The 24593-nt window shown below is 46.6% G+C and carries 22 protein-coding genes; 11 read left to right on the top strand and 11 right to left on the bottom strand.

Annotated features, from left to right (window positions below; translation table 11 throughout):
• Nucleotides 1-233: 233 nt before the first annotated feature.
• Nucleotides 234-1379: a tetratricopeptide repeat protein gene (locus tag EXT46_RS15400; protein ID WP_130148350.1), complete on the top strand. Its 1146-nt coding sequence runs from the start codon at nucleotides 234-236 to the stop codon at nucleotides 1377-1379.
• Between the two features lie 862 nt (nucleotides 1380-2241).
• Here the strand turns inward: EXT46_RS15400 and EXT46_RS15405 are convergent.
• From EXT46_RS15405 to EXT46_RS15425, 5 genes are all read right to left on the bottom strand, one after another.
• Entirely contained in the window at nucleotides 2242-2652 is a 411-nt protein-coding gene (locus EXT46_RS15405) for a hypothetical protein (protein WP_130148352.1), read from the bottom strand.
• A 408-nt stretch (nucleotides 2653-3060) separates the two neighbouring features.
• Nucleotides 3061-6222 (bottom strand): efflux RND transporter permease subunit, encoded by a 3162-nt coding sequence (locus EXT46_RS15410; RefSeq protein ID WP_130148403.1) that lies wholly within the window; start codon nucleotides 6220-6222, stop codon nucleotides 3061-3063.
• A 3-nt stretch (nucleotides 6223-6225) separates the two neighbouring features.
• Nucleotides 6226-7398, bottom strand: a complete 1173-nt coding sequence (locus tag EXT46_RS15415) for an efflux RND transporter periplasmic adaptor subunit (protein ID WP_130148354.1) — start codon at nucleotides 7396-7398, stop codon at nucleotides 6226-6228.
• 138 nt (nucleotides 7399-7536) lie between these two features.
• Entirely contained in the window at nucleotides 7537-8448 is a 912-nt protein-coding gene (gene folE2, locus EXT46_RS15420; protein ID WP_130148356.1) for a GTP cyclohydrolase FolE2, read from the bottom strand.
• A 54-nt stretch (nucleotides 8449-8502) separates the two neighbouring features.
• Nucleotides 8503-9180: a DUF1826 domain-containing protein gene (locus EXT46_RS15425; RefSeq protein ID WP_130148358.1), complete on the bottom strand. Its 678-nt coding sequence runs from the start codon at nucleotides 9178-9180 to the stop codon at nucleotides 8503-8505.
• Nucleotides 9181-9306: 126 nt separating this feature from the next.
• Here EXT46_RS15425 and EXT46_RS15430 point away from each other — a divergent pair, with 126 nt between their 5' ends.
• The gene (locus EXT46_RS15430; RefSeq protein ID WP_022946194.1) at nucleotides 9307-9555 is read left to right on the top strand and encodes a YkgJ family cysteine cluster protein; all 249 of its coding nucleotides are present in this window, start codon (nucleotides 9307-9309) and stop codon (nucleotides 9553-9555) included.
• 23 nt (nucleotides 9556-9578) lie between these two features.
• On the opposite strand, the gene EXT46_RS15435 is transcribed toward EXT46_RS15430, so the two are convergent.
• The gene (locus EXT46_RS15435; RefSeq protein WP_022946195.1) at nucleotides 9579-10124 is read right to left on the bottom strand and encodes a DUF4136 domain-containing protein; all 546 of its coding nucleotides are present in this window, start codon (nucleotides 10122-10124) and stop codon (nucleotides 9579-9581) included.
• A 349-nt stretch (nucleotides 10125-10473) separates the two neighbouring features.
• Here EXT46_RS15435 and EXT46_RS15440 point away from each other — a divergent pair, with 349 nt between their 5' ends.
• From EXT46_RS15440 to EXT46_RS15450, 3 genes are all read left to right on the top strand, one after another.
• Entirely contained in the window at nucleotides 10474-10683 is a 210-nt protein-coding gene (locus EXT46_RS15440) for a cold-shock protein (protein WP_022946196.1), read from the top strand.
• A gap of 196 nt (nucleotides 10684-10879) precedes the next feature.
• A complete protein-coding gene (locus EXT46_RS15445) occupies nucleotides 10880-11185 on the top strand; it encodes an H-NS family nucleoid-associated regulatory protein (protein WP_022946197.1) in 306 nt (101 codons plus the stop codon).
• A 40-nt stretch (nucleotides 11186-11225) separates the two neighbouring features.
• Nucleotides 11226-12974: a DEAD/DEAH box helicase gene (locus tag EXT46_RS15450; protein ID WP_040643297.1), complete on the top strand. Its 1749-nt coding sequence runs from the start codon at nucleotides 11226-11228 to the stop codon at nucleotides 12972-12974.
• A 30-nt stretch (nucleotides 12975-13004) separates the two neighbouring features.
• Here the strand turns inward: EXT46_RS15450 and EXT46_RS15455 are convergent, their stop codons facing one another.
• Nucleotides 13005-13328 carry a ribonuclease E inhibitor RraB gene (locus EXT46_RS15455; RefSeq protein ID WP_045980333.1) on the bottom strand — a complete coding sequence of 108 codons (324 nt, stop codon included), beginning with the start codon at nucleotides 13326-13328 and terminating at the stop codon, nucleotides 13005-13007.
• A 267-nt stretch (nucleotides 13329-13595) separates the two neighbouring features.
• Between EXT46_RS15455 and EXT46_RS15460 the strand changes: the two genes are divergently transcribed.
• From EXT46_RS15460 to EXT46_RS15475, 4 genes are read left to right on the top strand one after another with little or no spacing between them, the layout of a single operon-like run.
• Nucleotides 13596-15263 carry an autotransporter assembly complex family protein gene (locus EXT46_RS15460; RefSeq protein WP_235418814.1) on the top strand — a complete coding sequence of 556 codons (1668 nt, stop codon included), beginning with the start codon at nucleotides 13596-13598 and terminating at the stop codon, nucleotides 15261-15263.
• On the top strand, nucleotides 15260-18970 hold the full coding sequence (locus EXT46_RS15465) for a translocation/assembly module TamB domain-containing protein (protein WP_130148362.1): 3711 nt from the start codon (nucleotides 15260-15262) through the stop codon (nucleotides 18968-18970). Before EXT46_RS15460 ends, EXT46_RS15465 begins: the two co-directional genes overlap by 4 nt.
• Nucleotides 18971-18973: 3 nt before the next feature.
• Nucleotides 18974-19828 carry a hypothetical protein gene (locus EXT46_RS15470; RefSeq protein ID WP_130148364.1) on the top strand — a complete coding sequence of 285 codons (855 nt, stop codon included), beginning with the start codon at nucleotides 18974-18976 and terminating at the stop codon, nucleotides 19826-19828.
• Entirely contained in the window at nucleotides 19825-20676 is an 852-nt protein-coding gene (locus tag EXT46_RS15475; RefSeq protein WP_130148366.1) for a peptidylprolyl isomerase, read from the top strand. Before EXT46_RS15470 ends, EXT46_RS15475 begins: the two co-directional genes overlap by 4 nt.
• On the opposite strand, the gene queF is transcribed toward EXT46_RS15475, so the two are convergent.
• The gene (queF, locus tag EXT46_RS15480; RefSeq protein WP_130148377.1) at nucleotides 20663-21511 is read right to left on the bottom strand and encodes an NADPH-dependent 7-cyano-7-deazaguanine reductase QueF; all 849 of its coding nucleotides are present in this window, start codon (nucleotides 21509-21511) and stop codon (nucleotides 20663-20665) included. The genes EXT46_RS15475 and queF overlap by 14 nt on opposite strands.
• 58 nt (nucleotides 21512-21569) lie before the next feature.
• On the opposite strand from queF, the gene syd reads away from it, so the two are divergent.
• Nucleotides 21570-22112 (top strand): SecY-interacting protein, encoded by a 543-nt coding sequence (gene syd, locus EXT46_RS15485; protein ID WP_130148379.1) that lies wholly within the window; start codon nucleotides 21570-21572, stop codon nucleotides 22110-22112.
• Nucleotides 22113-22115: 3 nt separating this feature from the next.
• Here the strand turns inward: syd and EXT46_RS15490 are convergent, their stop codons facing one another.
• The 3 genes from EXT46_RS15490 to EXT46_RS15500 form a co-directional block, all read right to left on the bottom strand.
• Entirely contained in the window at nucleotides 22116-22889 is a 774-nt protein-coding gene (locus EXT46_RS15490) for a Zn-ribbon-containing protein (protein ID WP_022946702.1), read from the bottom strand.
• A 3-nt stretch (nucleotides 22890-22892) separates the two neighbouring features.
• Nucleotides 22893-23159, bottom strand: coding sequence for a hypothetical protein (locus EXT46_RS15495; RefSeq protein WP_022946703.1), 267 nt, complete (start codon nucleotides 23157-23159; stop codon nucleotides 22893-22895).
• A 131-nt stretch (nucleotides 23160-23290) separates the two neighbouring features.
• Entirely contained in the window at nucleotides 23291-23521 is a 231-nt protein-coding gene (locus EXT46_RS15500) for a DUF2789 domain-containing protein (RefSeq protein ID WP_022946704.1), read from the bottom strand.
• Nucleotides 23522-23591: 70 nt separating this feature from the next.
• Here EXT46_RS15500 and EXT46_RS15505 point away from each other — a divergent pair, with 70 nt between their 5' ends.
• Nucleotides 23592-24227, top strand: coding sequence for a GNAT family N-acetyltransferase (locus EXT46_RS15505; RefSeq protein ID WP_130148381.1), 636 nt, complete (start codon nucleotides 23592-23594; stop codon nucleotides 24225-24227).
• The last annotated feature ends 366 nt before the right edge of the window (nucleotides 24228-24593 follow it).

Consider the following 24593-nt stretch of genomic DNA (forward strand, 5'->3'; position numbering starts at 1 on the left):
CAAACTGATTATTAAGGGCTTAAAAAGTTAGGCAGGCAACGCTGTGTTTAACTTGACAGAGGGAGTCATACCAACGCATAAGCGGAGGGCGCGAGCCTGCACTCTTCGCGATGCAATAGTTGAGCCGAACACTTTAATGCCGTGGCAGGTATTAACTTCCTAAAGGTTGGGTTGGTTGTTTTATCATCAACTGTGGTAGCATTGAGATAGTCAACTAAGGTCAAGGGAATGCTATGTTTTCAATACGCTTTTTAACGATAGTCATATTTTTATCGTGCATTAACACCTATGCGTCAGCTAAAAGCTCACAAGATCAGATTCAACTCAATCACCCAAACTTCAAAGCTCCTTTAAAGTTTAATGTTGCCTTGCCGTCCGGTTATAGCAAAAACAAAGAGAAGTCTTACATATTAATGTTTGATTTCCATCCCAATGCAGATACATACCTAAGAGGTATGCATGATTGGCTCAGTCATAATGGTGAATGGCCATGGTTACAAACAATTATTGTAACTCCAGCTCCGGGAAATAGAGCTGGGATGCTTTTCGATCCATCAGGAGAAACGACACCATTATTAGACTTTTTTGAAGCCCAGCTTCTTCCTGAAATTGATAAGAGATATAGAACCAATGGTTTTAAAATAATGAGTGGGTTTAGAGTTAACGGAACAATTACTCTATCAGCTCTAATAAACAAACCCGATATGTTCGATGCGTATATAGCCATAAGCCCAGAAATTAAAGATGACTACGCAAAAATATTGTCTACGACACAACCAAAGTTAGCGAAAATAAAAGACGAGCCTAAGTTCCTATTATTCAGTCACGGCACGACCATAAAAGAGGAGCATCAAGCAGAGTCTTATTACCAGCTAAAAGAAGTATTAGAATCACATGCTCCCAAATCACTGGATTGGCATTACAAGCATTTTGATGAAAATTACTTTATGTCTCTTCCACTCTTGTCTGTAATAGTTGCAGTAGAAAAGATGTTCAATGATATTAATAATGGTCTAGCTCCTGAGTCTGATATATCTCAGCAAGGTATTGCTTCTATAGTTCAGCATTATGATTATTTATCGAAACAAAAGTATGGATTTGACGTCTCTCCAAAAAAGTCGATTAACAATTTAGGTTTTTATTTGCTGGAAAGAGCACCAGAGGACGGGCTCAAGATTTTTGCAGAAATGGTTAAACGCTATCCATTGGATGCATATAGTCACCACAATTTAGCTAGAGCTTATGCCAAAATGGGCGATTATGATACCGCAGTTAAGCATCAAGAAGATGCAGTCAAAATAGCAGACACCATGCTCACATGGCATAAAAAGAGGCATCGTAGGTTTTTAAAAAAATTTATAGCTGAAGCAAGCAATTGAATCTCAATTAATTTTGTATGCTGAGTAATAACTTAATGCCTTTTTAATACCAGTCTACGGCTACTTTTGGACTCGATCGATAAATGACTGTTGATTGTTGCCCTACCTACTGACCCCTATCATTTTTCAAATACTACAGTAGGTTGCTCTATATTTAAGACACGGACGCGTTGGTTGCTACCGTTGAGTAAATACTCTGTTAGCTCGTTGATTTATTTTGAACTACACAGGCCTCATTAGTTAATTTCCTTTTCAATCTAGCGACCACCTTTTCTTTCCAATAGTCAGTTGCGAGTAATATCTGGCTCATGCCTGTACTCCATCAAATCGCCTTCGTCTAGATAACGTAAGTCAAAACTCTAGCTTTGTTGTCGGGATAGGGAAACTATTACAACTAATTCGTTAAGATCATACTCAAGTGGCTCAGCAATGTTACTACTACCTTTTTTGAATTACTGGAATGTCTATGTAATTTCCGGTGCTATATAACACTCCAAAAATATGCAGGCTATGATATACAACGAAGCGGAGGGGGCCCACATGTTTACATCCCAACGAGCGCTAGCGAGTGGTTATAGTGAATTTTTATGCATAGCCAAGTTCTAAAATAGCCAAAAATGATAGAACACTGCCAACAGAGTAAGCCTTAGCTTCCTTGAAAGCTTATTGAGCACCTTCGCGAAAAAGAGCCAAATCCTTGCGGATTGGCAGTTCTCTAAAAAGTGCTCATCCCTAAGTTGGCAGCAAAGAGCGAAATTGAACACAATTTGAATTTTTACAAATGTAAAAAGTTCTCATATGCATTGGAGCTTCATCACGCTTTGCTGAAAGACCACAACGAAATATAGCAAATTGTTATACCTTATTGCTTAAAGGAATATGTCTGTCTAATGGAAGTTGCCTCGAAATTTTGTGGATTACTTTTTAGCATGTTGGCCATGAAAATTGCGGCTTGCCCAAAAGGTTGTTGGCTAATTTCTTTTTCAAATATGACACCTGTGTTAGTTTCAGAAACTAAAAATTCGTATGCCGTAGAGTTGCATGTTTGAACCCATGAGGCATTTTTAGCAACTGTGCTGTTCAGGGGTTTGCAATTTAACTCATAAACTGAGCTGGTTTTATTTACTGAAAAGGAAATTGACTCTTCTGAAGTGATGGTTTTATTCGGCGAAAAGGCAATTGGCTCTTCTGAGGTTGTGGTTTTATGAGTACTGCTGCATGCTGTTGCCAGAGTCATGAGCATAGCAATTGAGATTTTATTCAGTATATCCATTTTTGATTTTCCTTTAAAACGTAACAGATTATTAGTGAGATCTACACATAGGTGCACTAATAAAACTCTAAAAGCAGTTAAATCATACATTAATTGAAATGGTAACACTTCACAACAGGAAAGCTTATTCCTTGGGTGGGTTCATCGAGACTTAGGAGGGTGATTGAAATCACAGATGTCGATTGGGGAAAATCTATAACGCATCAGCCGGAGCTACATTTTGCTCGTATTAGAAAAGCACTTTCAAGATTAGTGAGAGTGCGAACGTCCGCTCCTCGCTCTTAACAGCCTTGAAGTAAAAACCGTGATTACTGGCCTGCAGCGATTAGCTTATAACCTCTCAAATAAATGGCTAGCTCAAAAAAAGCCCCGCGATGCGGGGCTTTATGGTTGGGTTAGTAACAATGCTTAATTATGTTGTGCAGCCTGTTTATCACTTACTTCGGTGCCTGGCTCAGGGCGAGAGAACCATTTGCGCATCAGACGCTTGGCATCTTCCAGTGCCACATATTGGCAAGGAATGAGTACCAAGGTGATCACCGTTGCAAAGAGCACCCCGAAAGCCAAGGAAACCGCCATAGGGATCACAATCTGTGCCTGCAAGCTGGTTTCAGTGATAATCGGGATAAGGCCGATAAAGGTGGTGATTGAGGTAAGCAAAATAGCGCGAAAACGCTTGCAGCCCGCTTCGACCACCGCATCTTTTATAGCGATACCCTGGGCACGCGCTTTATTGACAAAGTCCACCATGACCAGCGAATCGTTAACCACCACACCGGCCACGGCGATAATGCCAAAGAATGACAGGCTACTCATGGTCATGCCCATAAACACATGGCCATAAACTGCGCCGACCACGCCAAAGGGGATCACCGACATGATCAACAAGGGCTGGGTGTAAGAGCGCAAAGGAATTGCCAATAACGCAAAGATAATCATCAGCGATAGCACTAAGTCGCGGATTTGCTCGGCAACGCTTTCCATTTCCTCTTGCACGCGTCCAGCAACTTTACTTTGTACGCCGGGGTAGTTCTTCAACAAGGCTGGCAGATACTCATCACGGATCTCTCGGGCAATAGTAAAGGGTTCAGCTTGATTGGGGTCTACCGCAGCCCACACGTTAACCGTGCGCTTGGCATTTTCGCGACGGATGCGGTTAACACCGTCGACCAGCGTCACCTCAGCTACTTCTGCCAGCGGCACTTCTGCGCCAGCAGGCGTGATAATGCGCACATCATTGATTTCACTGATGGAGTTTCGCTGTTCAATGGGGTAGCGGATCATCACTTTTAACTCTTCGCCATCGCGAAGAATGCGCTGCGCCTCTAAACCGTAAAAGCTAAAGTTCACCTGCGATGCAACATCGGCCAAGGTCAGCCCTAAGCTGTAGGCAATAGGTTTTAAATCCAGCTGTACTTCTTCGGTGGCGCTTTGCATGGAGTCATTGATATCACCTACACCGGCCATGGTGGCAAGTTTGTCTTTGAGTTTGGCGGCCACTTCTTTCAATTGTTCGTTATCTCGACCCTCTAAACGGAAGCTGATATCGCCATCATCACGACCGCCGCCATTCATGATGCTATCGTCGATGGTCATTGATTTCAGTCCCGGCAGTGGCGGCATATTTTCACGCCACAGAGCACTGAGTGCAAAGGTATCCATAGGACGCAAATGCGGCTCTACCAATACCATCATCAAGCGAGCGTTAGTGCGTCCTTGCATGTTGACAGAAATATCGCGGATCATGGGCTGGCCGTATTGCTGTTCAATTTGCTTTTCAACATCGAGCACCACTTGCTCAATTTTGCGAGCCGTAGCCAAGGTTGCGCTCTCTGAACTGGCGAGATTCATTTCGATATTAATGCCAGGGAAATCATGGGGGATTTTTGGGTTGGCGATAAACTTAATGAGTCCACCGGCGAATAGCCCCGCACTGACAATTAAAATACCCAAAAAGCCCACAATGACGGTGTAACGGTAGTGAATACACAAGGTAACCGCAGGGCGGTATAGTGATTCAATCACGTACTTTAAGCCCGCATCAAAGCGACTGCGCAAACGATGCAACGGGTTGCGTGGGTTAACCGGGCGGTTTTTCATCGCCGCCAAGTGCGCTGGAAGGATCAGTTTTGATTCCACCAAGGAGAACAGCAAGCAGAGGATAATAACGCCGCCTATGGCCTTACTGAATGCTGCGCCAGGGCCGGAAGCGAGTGTTTGCGGTAAAAAAGCGGCCACGGTGGTGAGCACACCAAAGGTGGCGGGCACGGCGACGCGTTTTACGCCGCGTACGACGTTATCTAAACTCTGGCCATGCTTTTCTATCTCTGCATGGGCCGACTCGCCTACCACAATGGCATCGTCTACAACGATCCCCAGAACCAAAATAAAAGCGAACAGTGAGGCAAGGTTAATGGTGATGTCTAGCCCCACGGGCATCATCAGGAAAGCGCCGAGAAAGGACACCGGTAACCCCATCATCACCCAAAAGGCCAACCGAATGCGCAGGAACATGGCTAGCATCAGCATGACTAACACACCGCCCCAAATCATATTCTCGATCATCATATCGAGACGACCTTCGAGGTAGTAGGTTAAATCGACCATAGGCGTTAATTTAACACCTGCGGGTAATTCGGTTTCTTTGCGCTTGAGGTAGTCATCCATGACCGCAGCAACGCGGGTGATATCTTGGTCTTTGGAGGCTGCCACCTCGAACATCAGCGAGTTTTTACCATTGTATTTCGAATATTGTAGGCCTTCTTCAAAGCCGTCTTGAATGGTGGCCACATCCCCGAGAAAGACTTGTGCGCCATCTTCAAGGGTAATTAATGGCAGCTTCTCAAATTCATTACCGCGATAGGCTTGTTTTTCCACGCGCATGGAAATGTAACCGTTATCGGAGCGGATTTGTCCGGCAGACATATTGGCCGAGAAGTTACGCACCGCCGTGGCGATATCGCGGAAGGTAAGGCCATATTCACGCAGCTTATCGGGGCTGACTTCAATGCTTATCTCGTAATCCAAGCCGGAGTTAAATTCGACTAAGTTCACTAGCGGCAGACTGAGCATTTCATCATGCAGCTTATTCCCGAGCTCCTTAAGCTGATAATTACTCATATCGCCGTAGAGAGCCAAAATCATGACTTCTTGAGTAAACTTTTGCCGGCGAATATTAGGGCGCTCCATCTCCGCAGGGAAACTGGAAATTGCATCGACCTGCATTTTTACTTCATCGAGCACTTCTTGCGGGTCGTAAGACTCTTCGACCTCAATCCAGCTTTGTGAGTAGCCACGGTTAGAGTAGGTGATCAAACGTTTGATCCCCTCCAAGCCCTGTAAAGACTCCTCAACCTTGATGGTGATCCCTTCTTCAACCTCTTGAGGGGCGGCACCGGGATAAACTGCCTGAATACTTAACCAGTTATTCTCAAACTGTGGGAACATTTGTTTGCGAATAGATAGGGCGCTAAGGATACCGCCAACAATGATGAATACCATCAATAAGTTGGCTGCCACCGGATTACGCGCAAACCAAGCGATTAAGCCTTTTTCTCGTTGCTGCGTCATCACTTAGTCCTCTTTCAGTGCCAATTGCGTGTGTGGCTTCTGGGTTGGCTCATCATTTAAGCGTAGTGCCATGCCCTCCGTAGGGTATTCAAGCGCTGAGGTAATGAGTTGCTCTCCGGAAGTCAAACCGGTGTCAACATAAGCCATACCGTCTTGTTCGCGAATAACATTAAGGGCACTGAATTCCAGGGTATTGTCGTTATTCAACAGTGCGACGCGATTTTCTTTGATTAAGTGGCTGGGGATTATTGCCGCATTTCGCAGTTGTTTGCCAGTAATAGTCGCATTGGTGTAGGCACCAAAACGCAGCGGTACGCTGTGTTGGTAAGGAGTGTTTACATAGGCGACCAGATAGGTCATGCGTGAACGTTTATCAACCACGCCTTCATTACGCACTATGGTGCCTTGCCAAGTCACCGCTTTGCCAGCGATATCGCTTTGTAAACTGACTTTCGCGCCGACGCCGCCGTCGACAAGATACTGCATATCGTGATTGGCAACCGGTAAACGCACTTTGGCAATGTCGGTGGCATCGACTTGACCCAGTTTACTACCTGGGCTGACAACACTACCTAAACTAATATTTTTTGCTGTTACTAAGGCATCAAAGGGGGCACGAATCGAGGTGCGCTCTAAATTGCGTTTGGCGCGTTTCACTTGCGCTTGTGCAGCCCTAAAGTTGGCGAGCTTTTCTGCCAGTTGCGGTTTGCGTAAATACAGCTCTGAGGGGATCACCTCATTGGCATTGTCTTTAATACGCTGCCATTCAGCTTTAGCCACATGTGCCTGTGCTTGTTCAATTTCTAGTGCTGATTGAGCTTGAGCTAGACCTGCCTGCGCCTCAATGAGCGCCGCTTCATAATCATTCGGGTCAATACGTAGCAGTTCATCGCCTTTGGCAACAAAGCCACCTTTTACAAATTGCTCAGAAACAGAGACTACCTGACCGCTTACTTGCGCCACAAGCTCCGTTTGCTCTTGCGCCATAACCTCGCCATACGAATGCACTTTTAATGTTACGTCCGTTAATTCCACTGGCGTTACCTCAACCAGAGGGGCGATATCCTGTTGTGCTTTTTGTGGTGGCGGCGACTTCATGGCGCTGAGGGCGACAAACACCCCAATGGCGCCTGCCAATACCCCTAGCGGCAAAAATATTTGTTTTTTACTAGCCACAGTGTTGCTCCCGTATATTTCGATGACAGCTTAATACTATCGTGAATGATGTTTACAGGTATGTGGAAGATGTAACAAACCATGAATTGTGTGTCAGCAGCGCGCAAATAATAGGCGGCAACTTCAATGCAACGCTGTTTATTCCAGCGTTGACATCCGTTTATAGTCAACGACGACTGCGTTATGGGCATGCAGACTTTCTTGGTGTTCAACCTTAAACCAATAACCGAGTAGCCTGGGTTTGTACTGCAACGCCTGTTTTATACGCCGGGCGGCGTCTTCACAAAACAGCAGGTTTTCGGCATTGAGCTTGGCAAAGGCTTGCTCGTCCTCTCTTTTCACTGCGGTTTGCACGGCGGTGGCAATGACGGCCTCGAACTCGGTGATAAGATCACTGATATAGCCCAAGGTATGGCCTTGCATCTGCATGTGAATATAGGCGAATGAACGCTGACTGTGCGGCGTGGCGATAGAGCCTTGCTCGCTACTTAGCCAGTTGAGCAATGTGTTCTTGTCGATGGCATCGTCTGTAAACTCGCAGGCAATAGCGTCGCTCAGTGCTTGGCGCGATAATGCAGCGGAGCAAGGGCAGGTGCTGGAATAAGGAATAGACAAGCCGAGCTCAATAGTAAACTGGCCTTGGTGATATTCACAATGTAGCGTCACCGGGTAGCCTTGGTACCCGCTCTTATCGCTGATTAAGGCTTTTTTCTCGAGTATAAGGTCAAAACTCAGTTGCAGCTTGGCACTGTGGCTTAGCCCTTGCTGCGAACTGATAAGCTCGCGAAGCAGATGCTCTAAGCGATGGGGCGTCATCGCTTTGTTGCTCAAATGCTGGTTCAGTATTTGATAAAGCCGTGACATATGAATCCCTTTTGCCTGCTTACTATCTAGGCTGACAAAAACATCCGCTTGTGCATGAGTTTGCTGTACCTGTGAGCTGGAAATTGGAATGTGTATGGGTAGGGCAATATGCTCCATCCCGACCCATTTCAGCGTTAAAGCGGTATCTGCTGATTGCACTGCAGTAATATCAGGTAAATGGCCCATTTTTTCCTCATTTGGTTAGTCGGTGTGGGGGTTATTAAATGCAGCTATACAGGGCTAAAAAATGCCATCGAGAGTCAGTAATAGCCTCGGTTGCTGATCATGTTGTGGGGGAGAGCGATGCACCAAAGCGCTGTGCTCACCGTCAGGCCAAAGTTGTCCTTTGAGCAGTGCCACATCACCTGCTTGTAATTGATGAATATGCTCAGCATGGCGATACAGCCCTGATTTTTCGTCACTGAGCCCTTGATTGCCGCTGCCAAGCTTGCTGTAGTCTGTATCGGCGTGGGCTAGCCACTGCGACCCCGGGCCTTGGTAAGTGGTCACTAAGCGTACTGGCACGCGGTCAACATGAAACCGAGGGCACATGGCTTGGCTAAGCACTTTGAGCCGTAAACCAACGTGTTCACAGTCAAGCAAACAGCTGAACATATCCACTAATGTGGAGATATCGCTGAACAAAGCCTGATAATCTTGGTGGTTATCAAAGTTACTTTGCAAGGTGTGAAGTACTGACTTTGCACTCACCGTCGAAGTCAATGCGAGATTTGGCTGCACCTCAATAAGGGTTTGGATTTGCCTGCGTATCGTTGAGTCGAGTGCGCGCTTCCAAACGACGATGTTATGAGCTGGCTGGTAAATTGAAGGTAATACATCAACATTGCTTGACGCTCTCGCTGTTTTTGGCTGATGCACGGGGGGCGCATCAGGAGCATGGGACTGTGTTACTTGCATAGCATCTCTCGTTATCTATGGTTTGTTATAACATATCATTTATGTTGTGCTCTGCATAGGCAGGGTCATGGCTCGAAGCGGGCTATGGTATACTGCAAATTTGTATCATGAAGAGGTGAGCGATAGATGGATTGCCGTTTAGGGTGTGGCGCTTGCTGCATCGCACCGAGTATTTCCAGCGCCATTCCGGGTATGCCGAACGGCAAGAAAGCGGGAGAGCGTTGTGTTCAACTGGATACTAACAACTTATGTAAGTTGTTTAACCAACCTTCGCGGCCCGCTGTATGCAGTCAGTTTAGTGCCACCACGGATGTGTGTGGTCGCACTGATGCCCAAGCAATGTGGCGCATCACCCAATTGGAGGCGCTCACGTAAAGCGCCTCTGTTTGAGTTGAGCTTTACTGAGCTTGAGGAGGGAAGTTGCTGAGAATATCTGCCACTGATTCACGTACCACTTCGGTGCGCTCAATCGGGGTTTGATTCTTTTTCAGGCGTCCCTCTTTAGCTGCCCGCCACACTAACTGGTTTGAAGACCTATCAACGACATCAATGACTAACGTACCTACCTCATACTCACGCGTGGTGGTTTGCACGTTGTAACCAATGCCCCAATAGTCCCAGCGAGCGCCGTAACCTGTAGAAAACGTATCGACATCGACCTTGGTATCAACGGATGCATGGTAATTAATTAACACATCTGCTTGTTGGGGGGATACCAGTTCCATGCCCTTGGCGCGAAGCTCATCATTGACCGCTTGTTGCACGCGGCGTTCCATTAGCTCACTAATTTGATAATTATTAGTGCCTTTGGTGAGGCTGGCATTGGGGATCCATGCGAAGGTTTTATATTGCGAGAAATCGACCGATTTGTCGTAGTCAAAATCCGGGTGCGAAGCACAGGCGCCCAGTAATAGTACCAAACCGGCTAGCAGAAGGTTTTTCATTGAATGCTCCTTAGTTGGGCAAAGTGTAAGTCCTACGAATAACATAACACAGGTTCTTGGAAAGCGAGAACTGCGTAGTCTGTTAGTTTTTTACCGCAGCCGTTAGTTCCCCGTAAAGAGAAAATTCGAATTTATTTAAAGCTAATTATATTTTTCTGTGGTAGTCTTTAACTTGCCTTGAGTTAAGGCGTGTAATGTGACGGTTTTGTGCGGCCAATGCTGTAAGAGTGACTATTTAGCTAGTGTGCCCTTAGTACTGTACCTGACCCATCGGCGGCGACACTGGCTCAGGGAGGATAGTGCCTAATTTTAGGCGATTGATACAAATTGACTTACAGGAAAACTAAGTATGTCAGCAGAAGCACAAGGTAAAGTAAAGTTTTTCAACGAAGCAAAAGGCTTTGGCTTTATCGAACAAGAAAATGGTCCAGACGTGTTTGTTCACTTCAGTGCCATTAACGGTAACGGTTTTCGTACTCTTAACGAAGGCCAGCAGGTAACTTTCGGCATCAAACAAGGCCAAAAGGGACCAGAAGCGGAAAATGTAACACCCGTTTAATGCTTATTTGCTCACGCCTGTGAGCGAGTAATTGGTGAAGTCGACTCGGCTTCACTTTTCCCCCTCAAATTACACCTTCTTTGTCATATTAATTTAAAATAAGCCCTCCCAGCGTATAGTGCCTTTTTATTTTTGATATATTATCAATCTTCAATTATTATTTAATCTCCATGTTCAACAATTAAAAGAGACCATAGTGAGAGAGATCAGAGCCTTTGCCAAAACGGCATCGATGAATGAGTTAGAGAAAGCAATTAATATTCTGAATACTGCGCTCGAAAGTCAGCAACAGCAGGAAAAAGCGAAACAGGAAGTTCTCGAACTGATGAAGGAAAAAGGGCTCAGTGTGGATGATATTGTTGACTCGAAACAGGACAAGCGAACTAAGGTTGAACCTAAGTATCGTCGCGAGTTTGAAGGAAAAGTAGTTGAATGGTCTGGCCGTGGTAAGCGTCCGAAAGCGTTCCAAGATGTTGACCTAACTAAATACCTCGCAAAATAATAACCTCCAAGGCCCGGTTTCGGGCCTTTTACTTACTTGGGTGTTAGTTGTGTTTACACTCAGAGATTACCAACAAAAAGCTGTTGATAGCACCTTAGCCCACTTTCGCCGCTCAGATAGTGCAGCCGTGATCGTACTTCCCACTGGAAGTGGTAAAAGTGTAGTTATTGCTGAACTCGCGCGCCTTGCGCGATTCCCTATTTTGGTGCTGACTCATGTTAAAGAATTAGTACAGCAAAATGCCGAAAAATATAAAGCATTGGGATTAACACCTGGGATCTTTTCTGCAGGTCTTAATGAGAAAGAGTTAAACCAGCAAGTCACCTTTGCCAGTATTCAATCTCTCGCTAAAAGTAGAGATAAGCTAAAAAGGCAATACTCACTTATTATAGTCGATGAGTGTCACCGTATTAGTGACGATGAAAACAGTCAGTATTCACAGCTTATTCAGCATTTAAAAAAAGCAAATAGCAGATTGAAAGTGCTAGGCCTAACCGCGACCCCATATCGCTTAACATCAGGATGGATATATCACCGCCACTATCATGGCTTTGTACGTGGCTCGGCAGACGCGCCATTTAGTGAGTGTATATATGAATTACCGCTGCGTTATTTAATCAATAAAGGCTATTTAACCCCGCCGAATTGCGTTGATGCTGCAGTGCAAAATTATGACTTTAATTCACTCGCATCCGGCCCCTCAGGTATACCTAGTGAAGGCGATATGAATACACTATTGCAATCGAGTACCCGGGCAACAAAAAGTATTGTCAGTGATATTCAAGCGCAAGCAGATGCTAGACAGGGAGTGATGATATTTGCTGCTACAGTCAAACATGCTTATGAAATAGCTGATTATTTGAGTAGTGAGTCAGTAGCGGTTATAACTGGTCAGACACCGGCGGCTGAGCGTGATGAAATTATCCTTAGGTTTAAACGCAAAGAGCTAAAATACCTTGTTAATGTATCGGTATTAACCACGGGCTTCGATGCTCCACATGTGGATTTCATCGCCATTTTAAGGCCCACCGAGTCGGTTGGCTTATATCAGCAAATTGTGGGTCGAGGCCTGCGTTTGTGCGAAGGGAAAAAAGACTGCCTCGTGATCGATTATGCTGCCAATGGCTTTGATTTATTTTATCCAGAAGTGGGAGCGAAGCGCCCCGACCCGTTGAGTGAGCCGGTGCAAGTATTATGTCCGGGATGTGGCTTTGCCAATATTTTTTGGGGAAAAACGGATGCCAGTGGTCAAGTCATTGAGCATCATGGTCGGCGCTGCCAGGGGCTGCTTGATGATGGTGAGCAAACGCAGCAGTGTGACTATCGCTTTAAATTTAAAGAGTGCCCACAGTGCGGCAGCGAAAATGACATTGCTGCACGCGAGTGCAGCGCCTGCCAACATCAGCTGGTTGACCCAGATGATAAACTACGAAAAGCACTTAATTTAAAAGAAGCCATGGTACTGCGCTGTAGTGGCTTAAGTTGTCAAATTACTCAGCCAAGCAAACTCAAAGTTACCTACTTTGATGAAGATGGGGCCAGTGTCGATGAGAGCTATGACTTTAATAATGCCAAGGTGGTGGCTCGATTTAATCGCTTTTACGCGAAGCGGCACACCGTTAGCGGAGTCACAACCTGGCACGATGCTCAGCAGGTGGTTGACCATCAGCACTGCCTGCAAGCACCTGATTTTGTGGTAGCGCGAAAGTCGAAACGATATGGGTGGCAGGTGAGTGACAAACTCTTTGACTATGAGGGCGCTTTTCGAAAGGCAAACGCCCTGTATTAGGGCGTGTGAAATGCTCCTGTGCGGAATGCTTTAAGCCATTAGTCCCCAGCCGTCACCATAACCATTGTGCTTATCAGCTAGACTTTCCAAATAGGCTTCGGTATCCATGATCACATCATGTTGCGGCACCATTTTGATACTTACTTTGACTTCAAATACGCCAGTGTCAGGGCAAGTTCCCAATTGTGAATCGGCGCTTAGTTCGGAACTTTTCAGTGCTTCTTGGTAACTAATAGCATGTTCTTGCTTTTCAAATAGAATAAAGAAGTCCAATGTATGAAAGCCTGTCAAGTCCACACCTTCATCGTGTATTTGCTGTAACATGTGTCCGGTGTCGTCGTCGGGAAATTGCATACCTTGTCTCGTTTTTTTAAGAATCGATAAATTGTCTATTATCTTGTAAGAAATAAAAAGCCTTGAAGGCAAATTTTATTTATTCAGTGGGTGCGCGAAGTCAGTGGCATTTGTTAAACTGATGGACCCACTTTGGGACGTATGAGTGATCTGACCATTCATTGTTGCAGTATTCTTAGATCATGGAGTTCTAGTCGTTTGATTTTCTGCCGCTTTTTCATTCTTCTATCTATTTTAATATGGCCTGCTGTCACTGCACATGCTGCTGTGCAACAAGCAACAACTATTACTGGCTACAGCATTAACGGGTTATCAGGAGAGTTAGAAGAAAATGTTGCGCTTTATTTAGTGCAATTAAAAGGCGAGGTCCCCTCCAGGCAATTACAGCGCTATGCAAGTGCACAAGTTAAAGCGAGTATGCGCGCACTGGGGTATTACCATAGCGAAGTAGAACTCAGTTTAGAGCGCAGCGAAGGCAAAGCGCAAGTAATTGCGAACATCATACCCGGCAAAGCGACGCGCATCGCTAGATTGGATTATCAATTTAGTGGTCCCGGAGAAGACGATCAGCAGCTTAAGGCGGTGCTTGATAGCTTACCTCTGCAGCAAGGGCAGGTTGTGCACCATGGCCAATATGATAGTGCTAAATCAGCCATAGATAGGCAATTGTTAGAGCTTGGCTACTTTGACGCTAAGTGGCAACAATCTAAGTTGGCGATTAATCGCTCTCAACACAGTGCAGAGGTGGTGCTGCATGTGCAAACGGGCCCACGTTATGATTATGGGCCGATTAACATCAGCTCTGATACACCAGCAAGTAACTATATTTATTCTCTGGCGCATTTTAAAACCGGGCAGCCCTACCGTGCTACTAAGGTGTCAGAATTCAATCTTGCGTTATCGCAAACGCCTTACTTTAGCAGCGTCCGCGTTTATGCTGATATTCCCGCTCGGACTAATGGCGAGGTGCCGATTCGTGTGGAAGTCTTGCATAAACCACAAGATAGCTTTGAAGTGGGGGGCGGCTACTCAACGGACTTAGGCCCCAAAGCCAGATTCAAATGGTCTCGTCCTTGGATCACCGAAGACGGCCACTATCTTGAGAGTAACCTGAACATTTCCAAACGTCAGCAAGACATCAGTTTTGCCTACACCGTGCCGGTGGACGACCCTAATGACGATATCTGGCGCTTTAGCCTCGGCTACAAGCTCGAGGATAATGTCGATACGGATATCTTCTCGAAAACATTGACAGGCTTAGTGCAAAGACAGTGGAAAGTGGGCGAAGATTGGATACGCACCGCATTTTTGCGCCGAGAATATGAAGAGTTTCGCATTGGCGAGCAGCATCAGCGCACTAAGATGTTGCTACCCGGAGTGAGCTTTGCCCGCAAGCAAAGTAAAGGGGGCACCACGCCGTTTTGGGGTGAGCAATGGTTAATCAGCACTGAAGTGGGCACTGAGCACTTGGCTTCGACCACCGATATTGTCAGAGTCCAGTTACAGTATGCGTGGTTAAACACTTATTGGCAGCGCCATATGTTTTTTACCCGGGTCAATCTGGGTGCTATTTACGTGGATGATATTAATGATGTGCCGGTTTCTATGCGCTTCTTTGCCGGCGGCGATCAGAGTATTCGCGGCTATAAATATGAGTCTATCTCGCCTGAGCGTAATGGCTATAATATTGGTGGTAAATACCTAGCCACCGGCACCTTGGAGTATAATTATCAGTTTGCTGAGAATTGGCGGGCGGCGCTATTCGTTGATGCCGGAACCGCCACCAATGACTTCTCTGAATCATGGTCGGTTGGCACCGGCTTCGGGGTGCGTTATTTAACCCCAGTGGGCCCCATCCGTATTGATCACGCGTGGGCATTATCCACACCTAATAACACCACTCGTTTGAGCATTACTGTGGGGCCGGAATTATGAGCAAAGGATATAAGCGTATTCTCCGATGGTGTGGCGGCCTTTTGGGCACTATTTTAGTCACCTTGTTTTGTTTGTTATTTACAGAGGTGGGTAACAAGGGCATTGCTTATGTGGCCAATCACAGCGTTGATGGGTTGCGCATTTCGCTTAAAGAGGGGCGGTTTCTATATGATGACCCATTTGATATCTCTTTTACCAGCGAACAGATAAGCATCGATGCTGAGGCTGTGCGTATTGACTGGCAGTTATTGGGTTGTGCTGGGCTGTGCTTTCGCCAAGTTGGGGCTGAGTCGCTGACGGTGCAAGTAGCTGATCAGCAAAACGATAAGGCGGCAGCGACTGATCTACAGCCGCCGGCCAGCGAGCCAATATCATTGCCGACGATCACCATCAAAAGTCTATTTTTAGGACAAGCCAACATCCATGCTGCGGGCCTTAGCGTGTCAGCAAGGGATTTTAAATCAGCGCTTGAGGCGCATCAACGAGACGTTAAGGTGCAGCCGTTGCGTCTGCGCTCGCTTGAACTTACTTTACCTGAGAGTGAGCAGCAGCCTTCCTCAGCACCACTTGAGGCGTTGCCACCGTTACCGCCTATCGCTTTTGATTTGGGCATCAATGCGCAGCTTAAAAGTGCACAGGTTGCTGACATTATTATCACTCAAGGGCAGCAAAGCCATCGTATCAGTGATTTAAAAGTGGCTGTGGCACTGCAACAACAAAAGTTGTCCGTTTCACAACTATCAGCCGCTTACCAATTGCCTGCTGATATCGCGACAAACGAAGGGGATACACTTGAGGCCCAAGCTCAGGGTCAATTCTCTTTTGCTGATGGCAACCCTTTAACAATGTCGCTGCAATTAGCTGCCTTGGGCGAGCGCAGCGAACTTTCATTCACAGGCAGTTTAGATGAACTTAATGTTCAGGTGCGTAATCAAGGCAAATATGCTTTCGAATTAGACGCACAGGCACAATTACGACAGCAAAATTGGCCTTTTGAGTTGGCGTTTTCACACGCACCTTGGCAGCTTGAGGTGCAAGGCCAGCCGTTACAGATAGAACGCACCAACATAAATGCATCGGGTACTTTAGATAACTACCGCTTAGATGTCGATGCATTGACACAGCTAGCAGCATACCCACAAGTGAGCACTTCTTTACAGGCTCAAGGAAGCCTTACCGGCATCAACGCTGCGCCGTTACAATTGCGAGCGAATGATAGCCACGTTGAGGTAACAACATCAATAGCCTGGCGCGATGGTATTAGCGCCGATTTTTCTGCGCAGCTAACTAATTTGCACAGTGAGTACTTATTAGACACCGTGCGCAGCGATCTATCGGGCCAGCTGCAAGGCCGAGTGAGTGTTGAATCACCCCAGCAGTGGTTGGTGGAGCTTAAACCGTCGTCATTATCAGGCACGATAAACGAGCAACCGCTCACATTTAATGCCGAACTGAATATTAATAGCGATCTCAGTGGCGATATTCATGCTTTTAGTGTGCGCCAAGGCGAGAATACATTGGTTATCAATGGCCGCATTGATGAGCAGTGGCAGCTAGCCGGCGAATTAAACTTGTCATCATCATCGCCACTTTATCAAGGTTATTCAGGACAGGGACACGCTCAGTTTAGTATCGAAGGGCAACGTTTATCACCTAAGCTGCAATTGCAATTGCAACTAGCGACTCTGCAAGGTGAGGGATTGCGAGTGAGCGACGCAACATTAGATATTACAGGGCAATATCAACAAGCCGACTTAGAATATGACCTTGATGCAGAAGTAGCTAACGTTAGCCTTGATGGTCAAGTTATCAAAGGCATTCAAGTACAGTCTCAGGGTTCACAACATCACCAACAAAACTATGTTCGTGCTGGATTAGCTCAAGGGCAAGCGCAGTTGGCGTTTCAGTCTGAACTGCAACAGCAGCAATTGAGCTTGGCAATTACCGAGTTGGAACTGCGCGGCGACGAGTATCAGGTCGCACTGGAGCAAAGTACCGAGTTGGACATTGATCTGGCCCAGCAGAGCGTGCGCACTAAGCCCTTTTGTTTGCAGGGCAATGCCATGCACTTGTGCATAGAGCCAAGTGATATCAGTGCCAAGCAGGGACACGTCAACGCTAAGCTTGACTACTTTCACTTACAGTCTCTTACCACTTTGCTGGGACCCAACCTGGGTATAGAGGGGCAAGCGCAAGGACATGCGCAGTTGGCATGGCAAGACAACCAAGCAATGCAGATTGATGCTGAGTTCCATACCCAGCAATTACAAGGGTTGTATCGGAACCAAGGGCAGTTGCAGCGATTGCCTGTGGAAACCTTAATGATAAAGCTAAGCAGCGATGCAAAAAATGCCAATGCTAAGCTAAGCATAGACTCCTCAGTGGTTGGCAGTATTAACGCTGATTTAGCCGTAGAGGATATCACTCAAGCGCAACAACTCTCTGGAGAGGTGCACCTAACAGATACCGACATCAGTAAATTCGCTCACTTTGTACCTGATGTGAGGAAGTTAGCGGGCAGGTTAAGTGCTAACCTAACTCTCAGCGGCACGTTGGCGCAGCCCTACCTCAATGGTGAGCTCAAGGCGCATGAATTGGCAATTGAAGGAGACGCATTGCCGGTAGCTCTTGCTAACTCTCGACTCGAAGCTGAACTCGATGGTGAGAGTATGACCTTGGAGGGGGAATTGCTCACGCCCGATGGTGGCAAGCTTGCTATTGACGGCTCAGGTGTGTGGCTCAGTGATAATCCGGCACTTACCATTTCACTCTCGGGCGAGCGCTTTATGGTGGTACCGCAGCAAGGGGTCAATGTCGCGATCTCTCCGGATTTAAACATAGATATTAGCGCCCAAAGTGTGCAAGTTGATGGTCGTGTTGATGTTCCTTACGGACGTATCAAAATCAAAGAGTTGCCTAAAGGAGCGGTACAGGTCAGTGATGATGAAATCATTGTGGACGCACCACAAAAGCAGCAAAGTGCGCCATTCGCTTATCAAGTGCAGTTAGATGTGGGCGTACATGACGATGTGTATATAGACTCGTTTGGCCTGAAGTCCTACATCATGGGCGACTTGAAGCTAACCGCGAGTAATGAAAGTCCGCCATTGGCAAGTGGCGAGTTAAAACTGGTGGATGGTAAATACCGTGCATTTGGCCAAGATTTAGTGATCCGTACAGGGCAAATTGGGTTCAGTGGTGCGCTTGATAAACCTTACTTAAATGTGCGCGCGATCCGTAATCCAGACACCACCGCCAACGGGGTGATAGCGGGTATCGAGTTAATCGGAAATGTTGAACAGCCGAAATTAAACGTGTTCTCGGAGCCGGCCATGGATCGTTCACAAGCGCTTTCTTACGTGCTTAACGGTCAGCCTCTTGGGGATGGTGATACGAACACCGATGCCATGCTAACGCAGATTCTTCTAGCCCAAGGTCTCAATCGCAGTGAGGGGTTTGTATCGCGAGTAGGGGAAACATTTGGTCTCAGCGATATAACTTTAAACTCAAAAGGCAGTGGTGATGATACTAAGGTTGAAATTGCTGGCTATATCGCGCCGGGGATCCAAGTAAAATACAGTGTTGGTGTATTCGAGTCTATCAGTGAAGTGGCTGTGCGCTATCAAATACTGCAAAAACTATATATAGAGGTAACCAGCGGGCTTTATGATACCTTAGATATATTGTATCGGTTTGATGTGGACTAACGCATGTTTAAATGCTGGCTATGGGCATTGTCTTTATTACTGGTGATATGCGAGTGTGGTGCGCAGCAGTCGGTGACGATGCGTGTCGCCCAGGCCGATCATCCTTATATGCAGGCATTATTTACTAAACTAGCTGAGCGCATTGAGTGTTTGCACCAAAAGCAGGTCACATACCAGTATGTTGACCATCTGCCATCACAGCAACGAGCGATTCAACTGTTGGGGGATGAGCACGGTATTGATTTATTCTGGGGTGTGACTTCGCAGCAGCGAGAGCAACAAGGGTGGGCGATTTTAATCCCAATAGCCAAAGGGTTACTGGGTTATCGCATTGCGCTAGTGCGCTCTGATAATCCCGATATCCTGGCGCAAAAAAAATATATAAGCGATTTTTCATCATTACGAGTGGGTCTAAGTGAAGATTGGCCAGATGCCAACGTGTTCAGCCGTAACGGTTTCACGGTGGATGCATTTTCTAAATCATCGTCTCATTACGATATGCTGAGAAAAGGCCGCTTCGACTTTCTGCCTGAGGAGCTCACAGCATTTGACCCCCAATCACTGCCTAAGGGGCTGATATACGACAAACACAATGTCTTTTATTACCCGTCGGCGGTGTACTTGTTTGTTGCAAAAGGTGATAAACAGCGCCACCAATTGCTGAGCTCGGCGCTGCGAAGCTTATTTTCAGATGGCACCATAGAGCGCTTACTGCACACCCATTTAGTCCCCAATATTGATGCGGCGGAACTGGCAACACGCAATTATATTCGCTTGACCAATCCGTTATTACCCGCCTCAGCACCGTTACATATTTCTCATTATTGGTATAACAATAAACAAGGAACTCGCCAATGATCACACGCCTACTTATAGTTGTGAGCTTATTTTTAAGCGCGACTACCAGTGCAGACGACAACCCCTCTCCTACAACTATTATTGATAACGCCAATGCCAGCGAATGGCGAGCCGTTACTGATGCAAACCTAATGATGATTACCTTAGCGACAGGGATAGTGTATCTAGAGGTAAATCCAGAGCTGGCGCCGGCGCATGTTGAGCGCTTGCGCTCATTAGCTGGCCAAGGCTTCTATCGTGGGCTGAGTATGTATCGTTTTGTCGAGGGCTTTGTTGCCCAAGGCGGCGCTGGAGACAAAGACACGGATGTGCCGGCGCTGGAAAACGAGTTTGTCAGTCACAGCGAAACAGTGCGGCCGTTAGATATCGTCATCAATGAAGATGATGGTTACAGCGCGCGCAGTGGCTTTATTAATGGCTTTGCCGTCGGCCAAAATAAGCAGGGCACACAAACGTGGCAAATTCACTGTCCTGGCGCATTAGGTATGGCACGGGGCAATGGAGTCGACAGCGCAACCAGTGAATTTTTTGTAGTGCTTGGTCAGGCACCGCGTTACTTGGATAAGAACATTAGCGTATTTGGTCGCGTACTTGCGGGCATGGCTCATATACAGCAGCTGCAGCGCTCGCCAAAGCCAGGACAGCCTTTTAACCCAATTGTTGATATCCAATTTGCCGATCAACTGCCTGCCAAGCAGCGCCCGGTAATTAAAGTAATGCGCACCGACTCACACAGCTTTGCAGCGCTCGTTGCAGCGCGTAAAAATCGCCCCGAGGCGTGGTTTGTGACCACGCCTGATTATATTGATACCTGCGCCATGAATGTACCGACGATTATTGGCGGTTAATGCGCACGTCAAATAAGGTTTTATCGCTGTGCGTGGCGCGGTAAGGGTTAATATCCAGGCCGCCACGGCGAGTGTAGCGGGCATAGACCTCTAGGGACTGCATGGGCGCACAGGCCATAATATCGGTAAAAATGCGCTCTACACACTGCTCGTGAAACTCGTTGTGGCTGCGAAATGAAATCAGGTAACGCAGCAGCGATTCATGACAAAGAGCCGGGCCTTGGTAGCGTATGACCACGCTCGCCCAATCGGGTTGTGAGGTGATCAAGCAATTAGACTTCAATAAGTGACTATGCAGGGTTTGTTCAACTTGCTGCGCATCGTCGGCTAGGCGCAGTAAGCTTGGTGTCAACTCATAGGTATCGACGGTGATATCGAGCTCGTCAATGCACTGACCTGGTAACGCAGTGGCTGCGAAGTGCTGATAATCCTCAGGGCCATACAGTGTTACTTGCACGTCACTTTGGGTCGCCGCACTTAAGTCTTTGGCCATGGTTTGCTGCACTGCTTGGATACTCTCAAACCGGCTTTGGTTGAAGCTGTTCAAGTACAACTTAAACGACTTAGACTCAATAATATCCGGGCTTTGACAAGGGAAAGTAAAGGTGGCCACCGCGACCTGTGGTTTGCCTTTAGGATTAAGCCACGATAACTCGTAACCGGTCCAAATATCCTCCCCTTTAAAGGGCAGGGCACGCTCATCTATTTGCAAATCATCACGATTAAGCTTGCGTGCTATGGGATAAAGTAGGGATGGATCGTAGCTGTCTTTATACTCAGTTGCCTTGCCGAGTAGGCTGGCTTTTAACTCTGGGGCGTTGCTGTAATCTGTCATGCTGTGCTATTTGGCGTTACAATATGGCGTAATTATACCTAAATTATTTGAGGCATGCATGAGCGTAAGCACAGAACTTCAGCGCTGTTTACAGGCACACATTAGCAACGAGCAACAACAGTATGGCCGTAACCCGCTGGCGTTTTTCGACCCGGACTCGCCAAGCCCTGCAGCCATTGCCGGCACTGAACAACAGCAGCAAGTTCAATGGCAAATTCATGAGCGTACCCCCAGTGCTGACTTAAATGAATTGGCAGCAGCCCTGGAAGTGCCTTTCCCACAACAACTGAGCGAATTATTTGGCAGCTACTACAGTGGTAATCTGCCGGCGAGCATCGACGGTCATGGCGTGGAGCTCCTTTTACCTTGGAACGAGGACGACTTTGTACGCTTACAGCAAAATATAACCGGTCATGTATTAATGAAACGCCGGTTAAAGCAGCAAGACACCGTGTTTATTGGCCTGACTGAGCAGGATGATTTGTTGCTGAGCGTGCGATTGAACGATGGTGCAGTCTGCTTAGAATATGTCGGTAAAGAACCGCACCATGTTTTGGCGGATGATATCAGCTCGTTGTTACAGCAATTAGACGTGCTGTAAACACTATTGGTGATCCCAGGAAATATTAGATACCAACTGACATTGTTCACAGCGAAAGTCGAACAATCCAAACCATGGCTCTGCTAGATGCCAATGACCATCGCAGCTTGGGCAGCGACGTTGTTGCTCGGCTGTCAGGCTCTCACCACCGACACGGTACAAGTAATAGTAGACTGGCTTTTTGGTTAGATAACGGATCCGCTTTGCCAAGTCCAAGCCGCGACGAGTCAGGTCGCTATCAAAGGCGCTGATCTCATGCAGCGCCGCAAATTCGCAGCGTGTTGCACCATTAATTTGGATTTGATCGCATGCCTGCCAGTCTTCTTGCCATTTTATCAGTGTCTTGTAATCGCCGTTGGCGATAGCAGGAATGTGATACAGCGGCACCGGTAAAAAATCATCACCACAATACAACGGGCTGCACGTATGCAAATAGGTGGTGTAGAGAATGTAACTGCTCGGTGCAGCGCAGTTATCTGCACTATTGGCGTGAATATCTTGCCCTATAACCTTGACTTTGGGCGCTAACAACCCGGCATCGTTTAACTTATCGAGCGCAAACTTCACAAACGGACTGTGGTTGAGCGGGTGCAATGAGTCCTCTTCTGGGCACATTACCCGAGTCACGAAGAAGCCTTCTTTCAATACGGTTGGAAATTCATCGCCGATGATTTGGCCATTGGCTCGAAGCGCCACCACCGTCTGATTTATCGCCTGTTCGGCAGCGCTGAGTTGGGTGTCTTGGTAACAGTCAAAAGTGAGGTCTACAACAAACATTCTCTATTTTGAGTTCTCGAGCAAAGCGAGTAGTTTATCAAGTTTTTCCTCAATGCGATCAAGTTGTGTCGACTTTTGTTCGTTATTCGGCAATTGTGGCTCTATGACCATGTTTTTGAATGCCTCGGGGTTATTTTTATATTGGCTTACAGCGGCAATAATCATTGGCATCGGCACGGGCTCTTTGAGCATCGCTTTGGTCATTGCTACGGTAGGTGTTTTGTTTTGTGCTAATAAGGCTTTGATGGCGTCAAAAACCACAGGGTTCATACAAATGGATTCCTTCTTTTTAATCGCTGAACAGTATAAAGCAAAGGGCCGCAAGGACCCTAATTTTGGATGTTCAATATTAACGAAGAAAGTATGAACCACACCTGTCTTGGGCGAGCTTTATCGCTGTATTAATGCCTTAGCTGGGCGTCTAACTCGTCAATTAATTCGCACCAATCCGCATCTTGTTCCAAAGATTCTGTAATAAAGTGGCGCTGCGCCTGTGACCAAAACGGCGCATCAGCGAGTTTGAGCTCAGGGCTTAATTTGTGGTCAGTCACAAATTGTTCAATTTGCTCATCGCTGCTGGGCAGGCCGAGCTGTTGAAAAAGGGTCGTCATCGTATGTTTTGAGGTATCCATATAATGTTTCCATTGTGCTCATAAAAGGCTATGGTTAACTATAGAACAACAACGATAACAAGGAAATACCATGCTCGGCGACTATAAAGTTAGGTATCTTACTCCGGAAGATTTGAATGTGGCTGCGAGCCTGATTTATCAGGCTTATCATGACGACCCGCTAATGCGAGAAATATTCAGCGCCGAGAGCAGTAAAACCCAAGAGTATGAAAAAAAGTTACGTGCGCTCATCCGTGAAGAGCTACACAGTTTTTGGCAGGCCAAACAACCATTAGTTGGCTTGTATGTTGATGATGCTCTGCGTGCCATTGCTTGTGTATTTCAATCTGACGCCAGCATGCAGGCGAATCGCTATTGGCACTGGCGACTGAAACTGATGCTCAGTGCTGGTTATTTGACGACTCAGCAGCTCATTGAAAAGGAAAAGACCATTCGCAACGCCTTAAAAACGATGGGGCGCTACTTATTTTTAGCCTTTATTGCGGTGGATCCCCACTATCAACGCCAAGGTTATGGTCACTACCTCCTTAAAGGCCTTGATAATCTTGTTGAGGAAGATAACGAAACGCAAGGACTTGCTGTGTTTGTTACGCAGTCTCAGCATCAAACTTTCTTTGCTAACCACGGTTTTGAGACCATGCAAACATTGCAATTTAGCAAAGTCAGTGGAGAGTTGTTATTTAAAAAAAGTCCACATTGCGTTTAATGGAAATTTCAATGTGAGAGATCTCTCACATTGGTGTGGGTTTAACGATGAATATGTCCCTACCTTTAGCTCTATAATAAGTTTAACCTATTGATTTATATAGGCTGCTTCACTGTTTCTACATTATTGCAATAAAACTTTTTGCAAAGCACTTGCTGCATCTTTTTGGCTTTTCTCTAAACTTATCATTGTCAGGACGACAACAGTGCAGGATGCACTTGGCTAAGGAACGGATGTAGGCCAACCACGCAAAGTAATGCAGGAATAGTAATGGAATAGACGGTAACGGACGCCGTTAAAGGACAGGAGCACAGGACGTGCAGGGAAGGCGGGATGCCTAGGAATAGCCAAGGAGGCAAGAGGAAC

Origin of the sequence: Pseudoalteromonas sp. CO325X (assembly GCF_004208955.1) — a bacterium.
GTDB classification, from domain to species: Bacteria; Pseudomonadota; Gammaproteobacteria; order Enterobacterales; family Alteromonadaceae; genus Pseudoalteromonas; species Pseudoalteromonas ruthenica.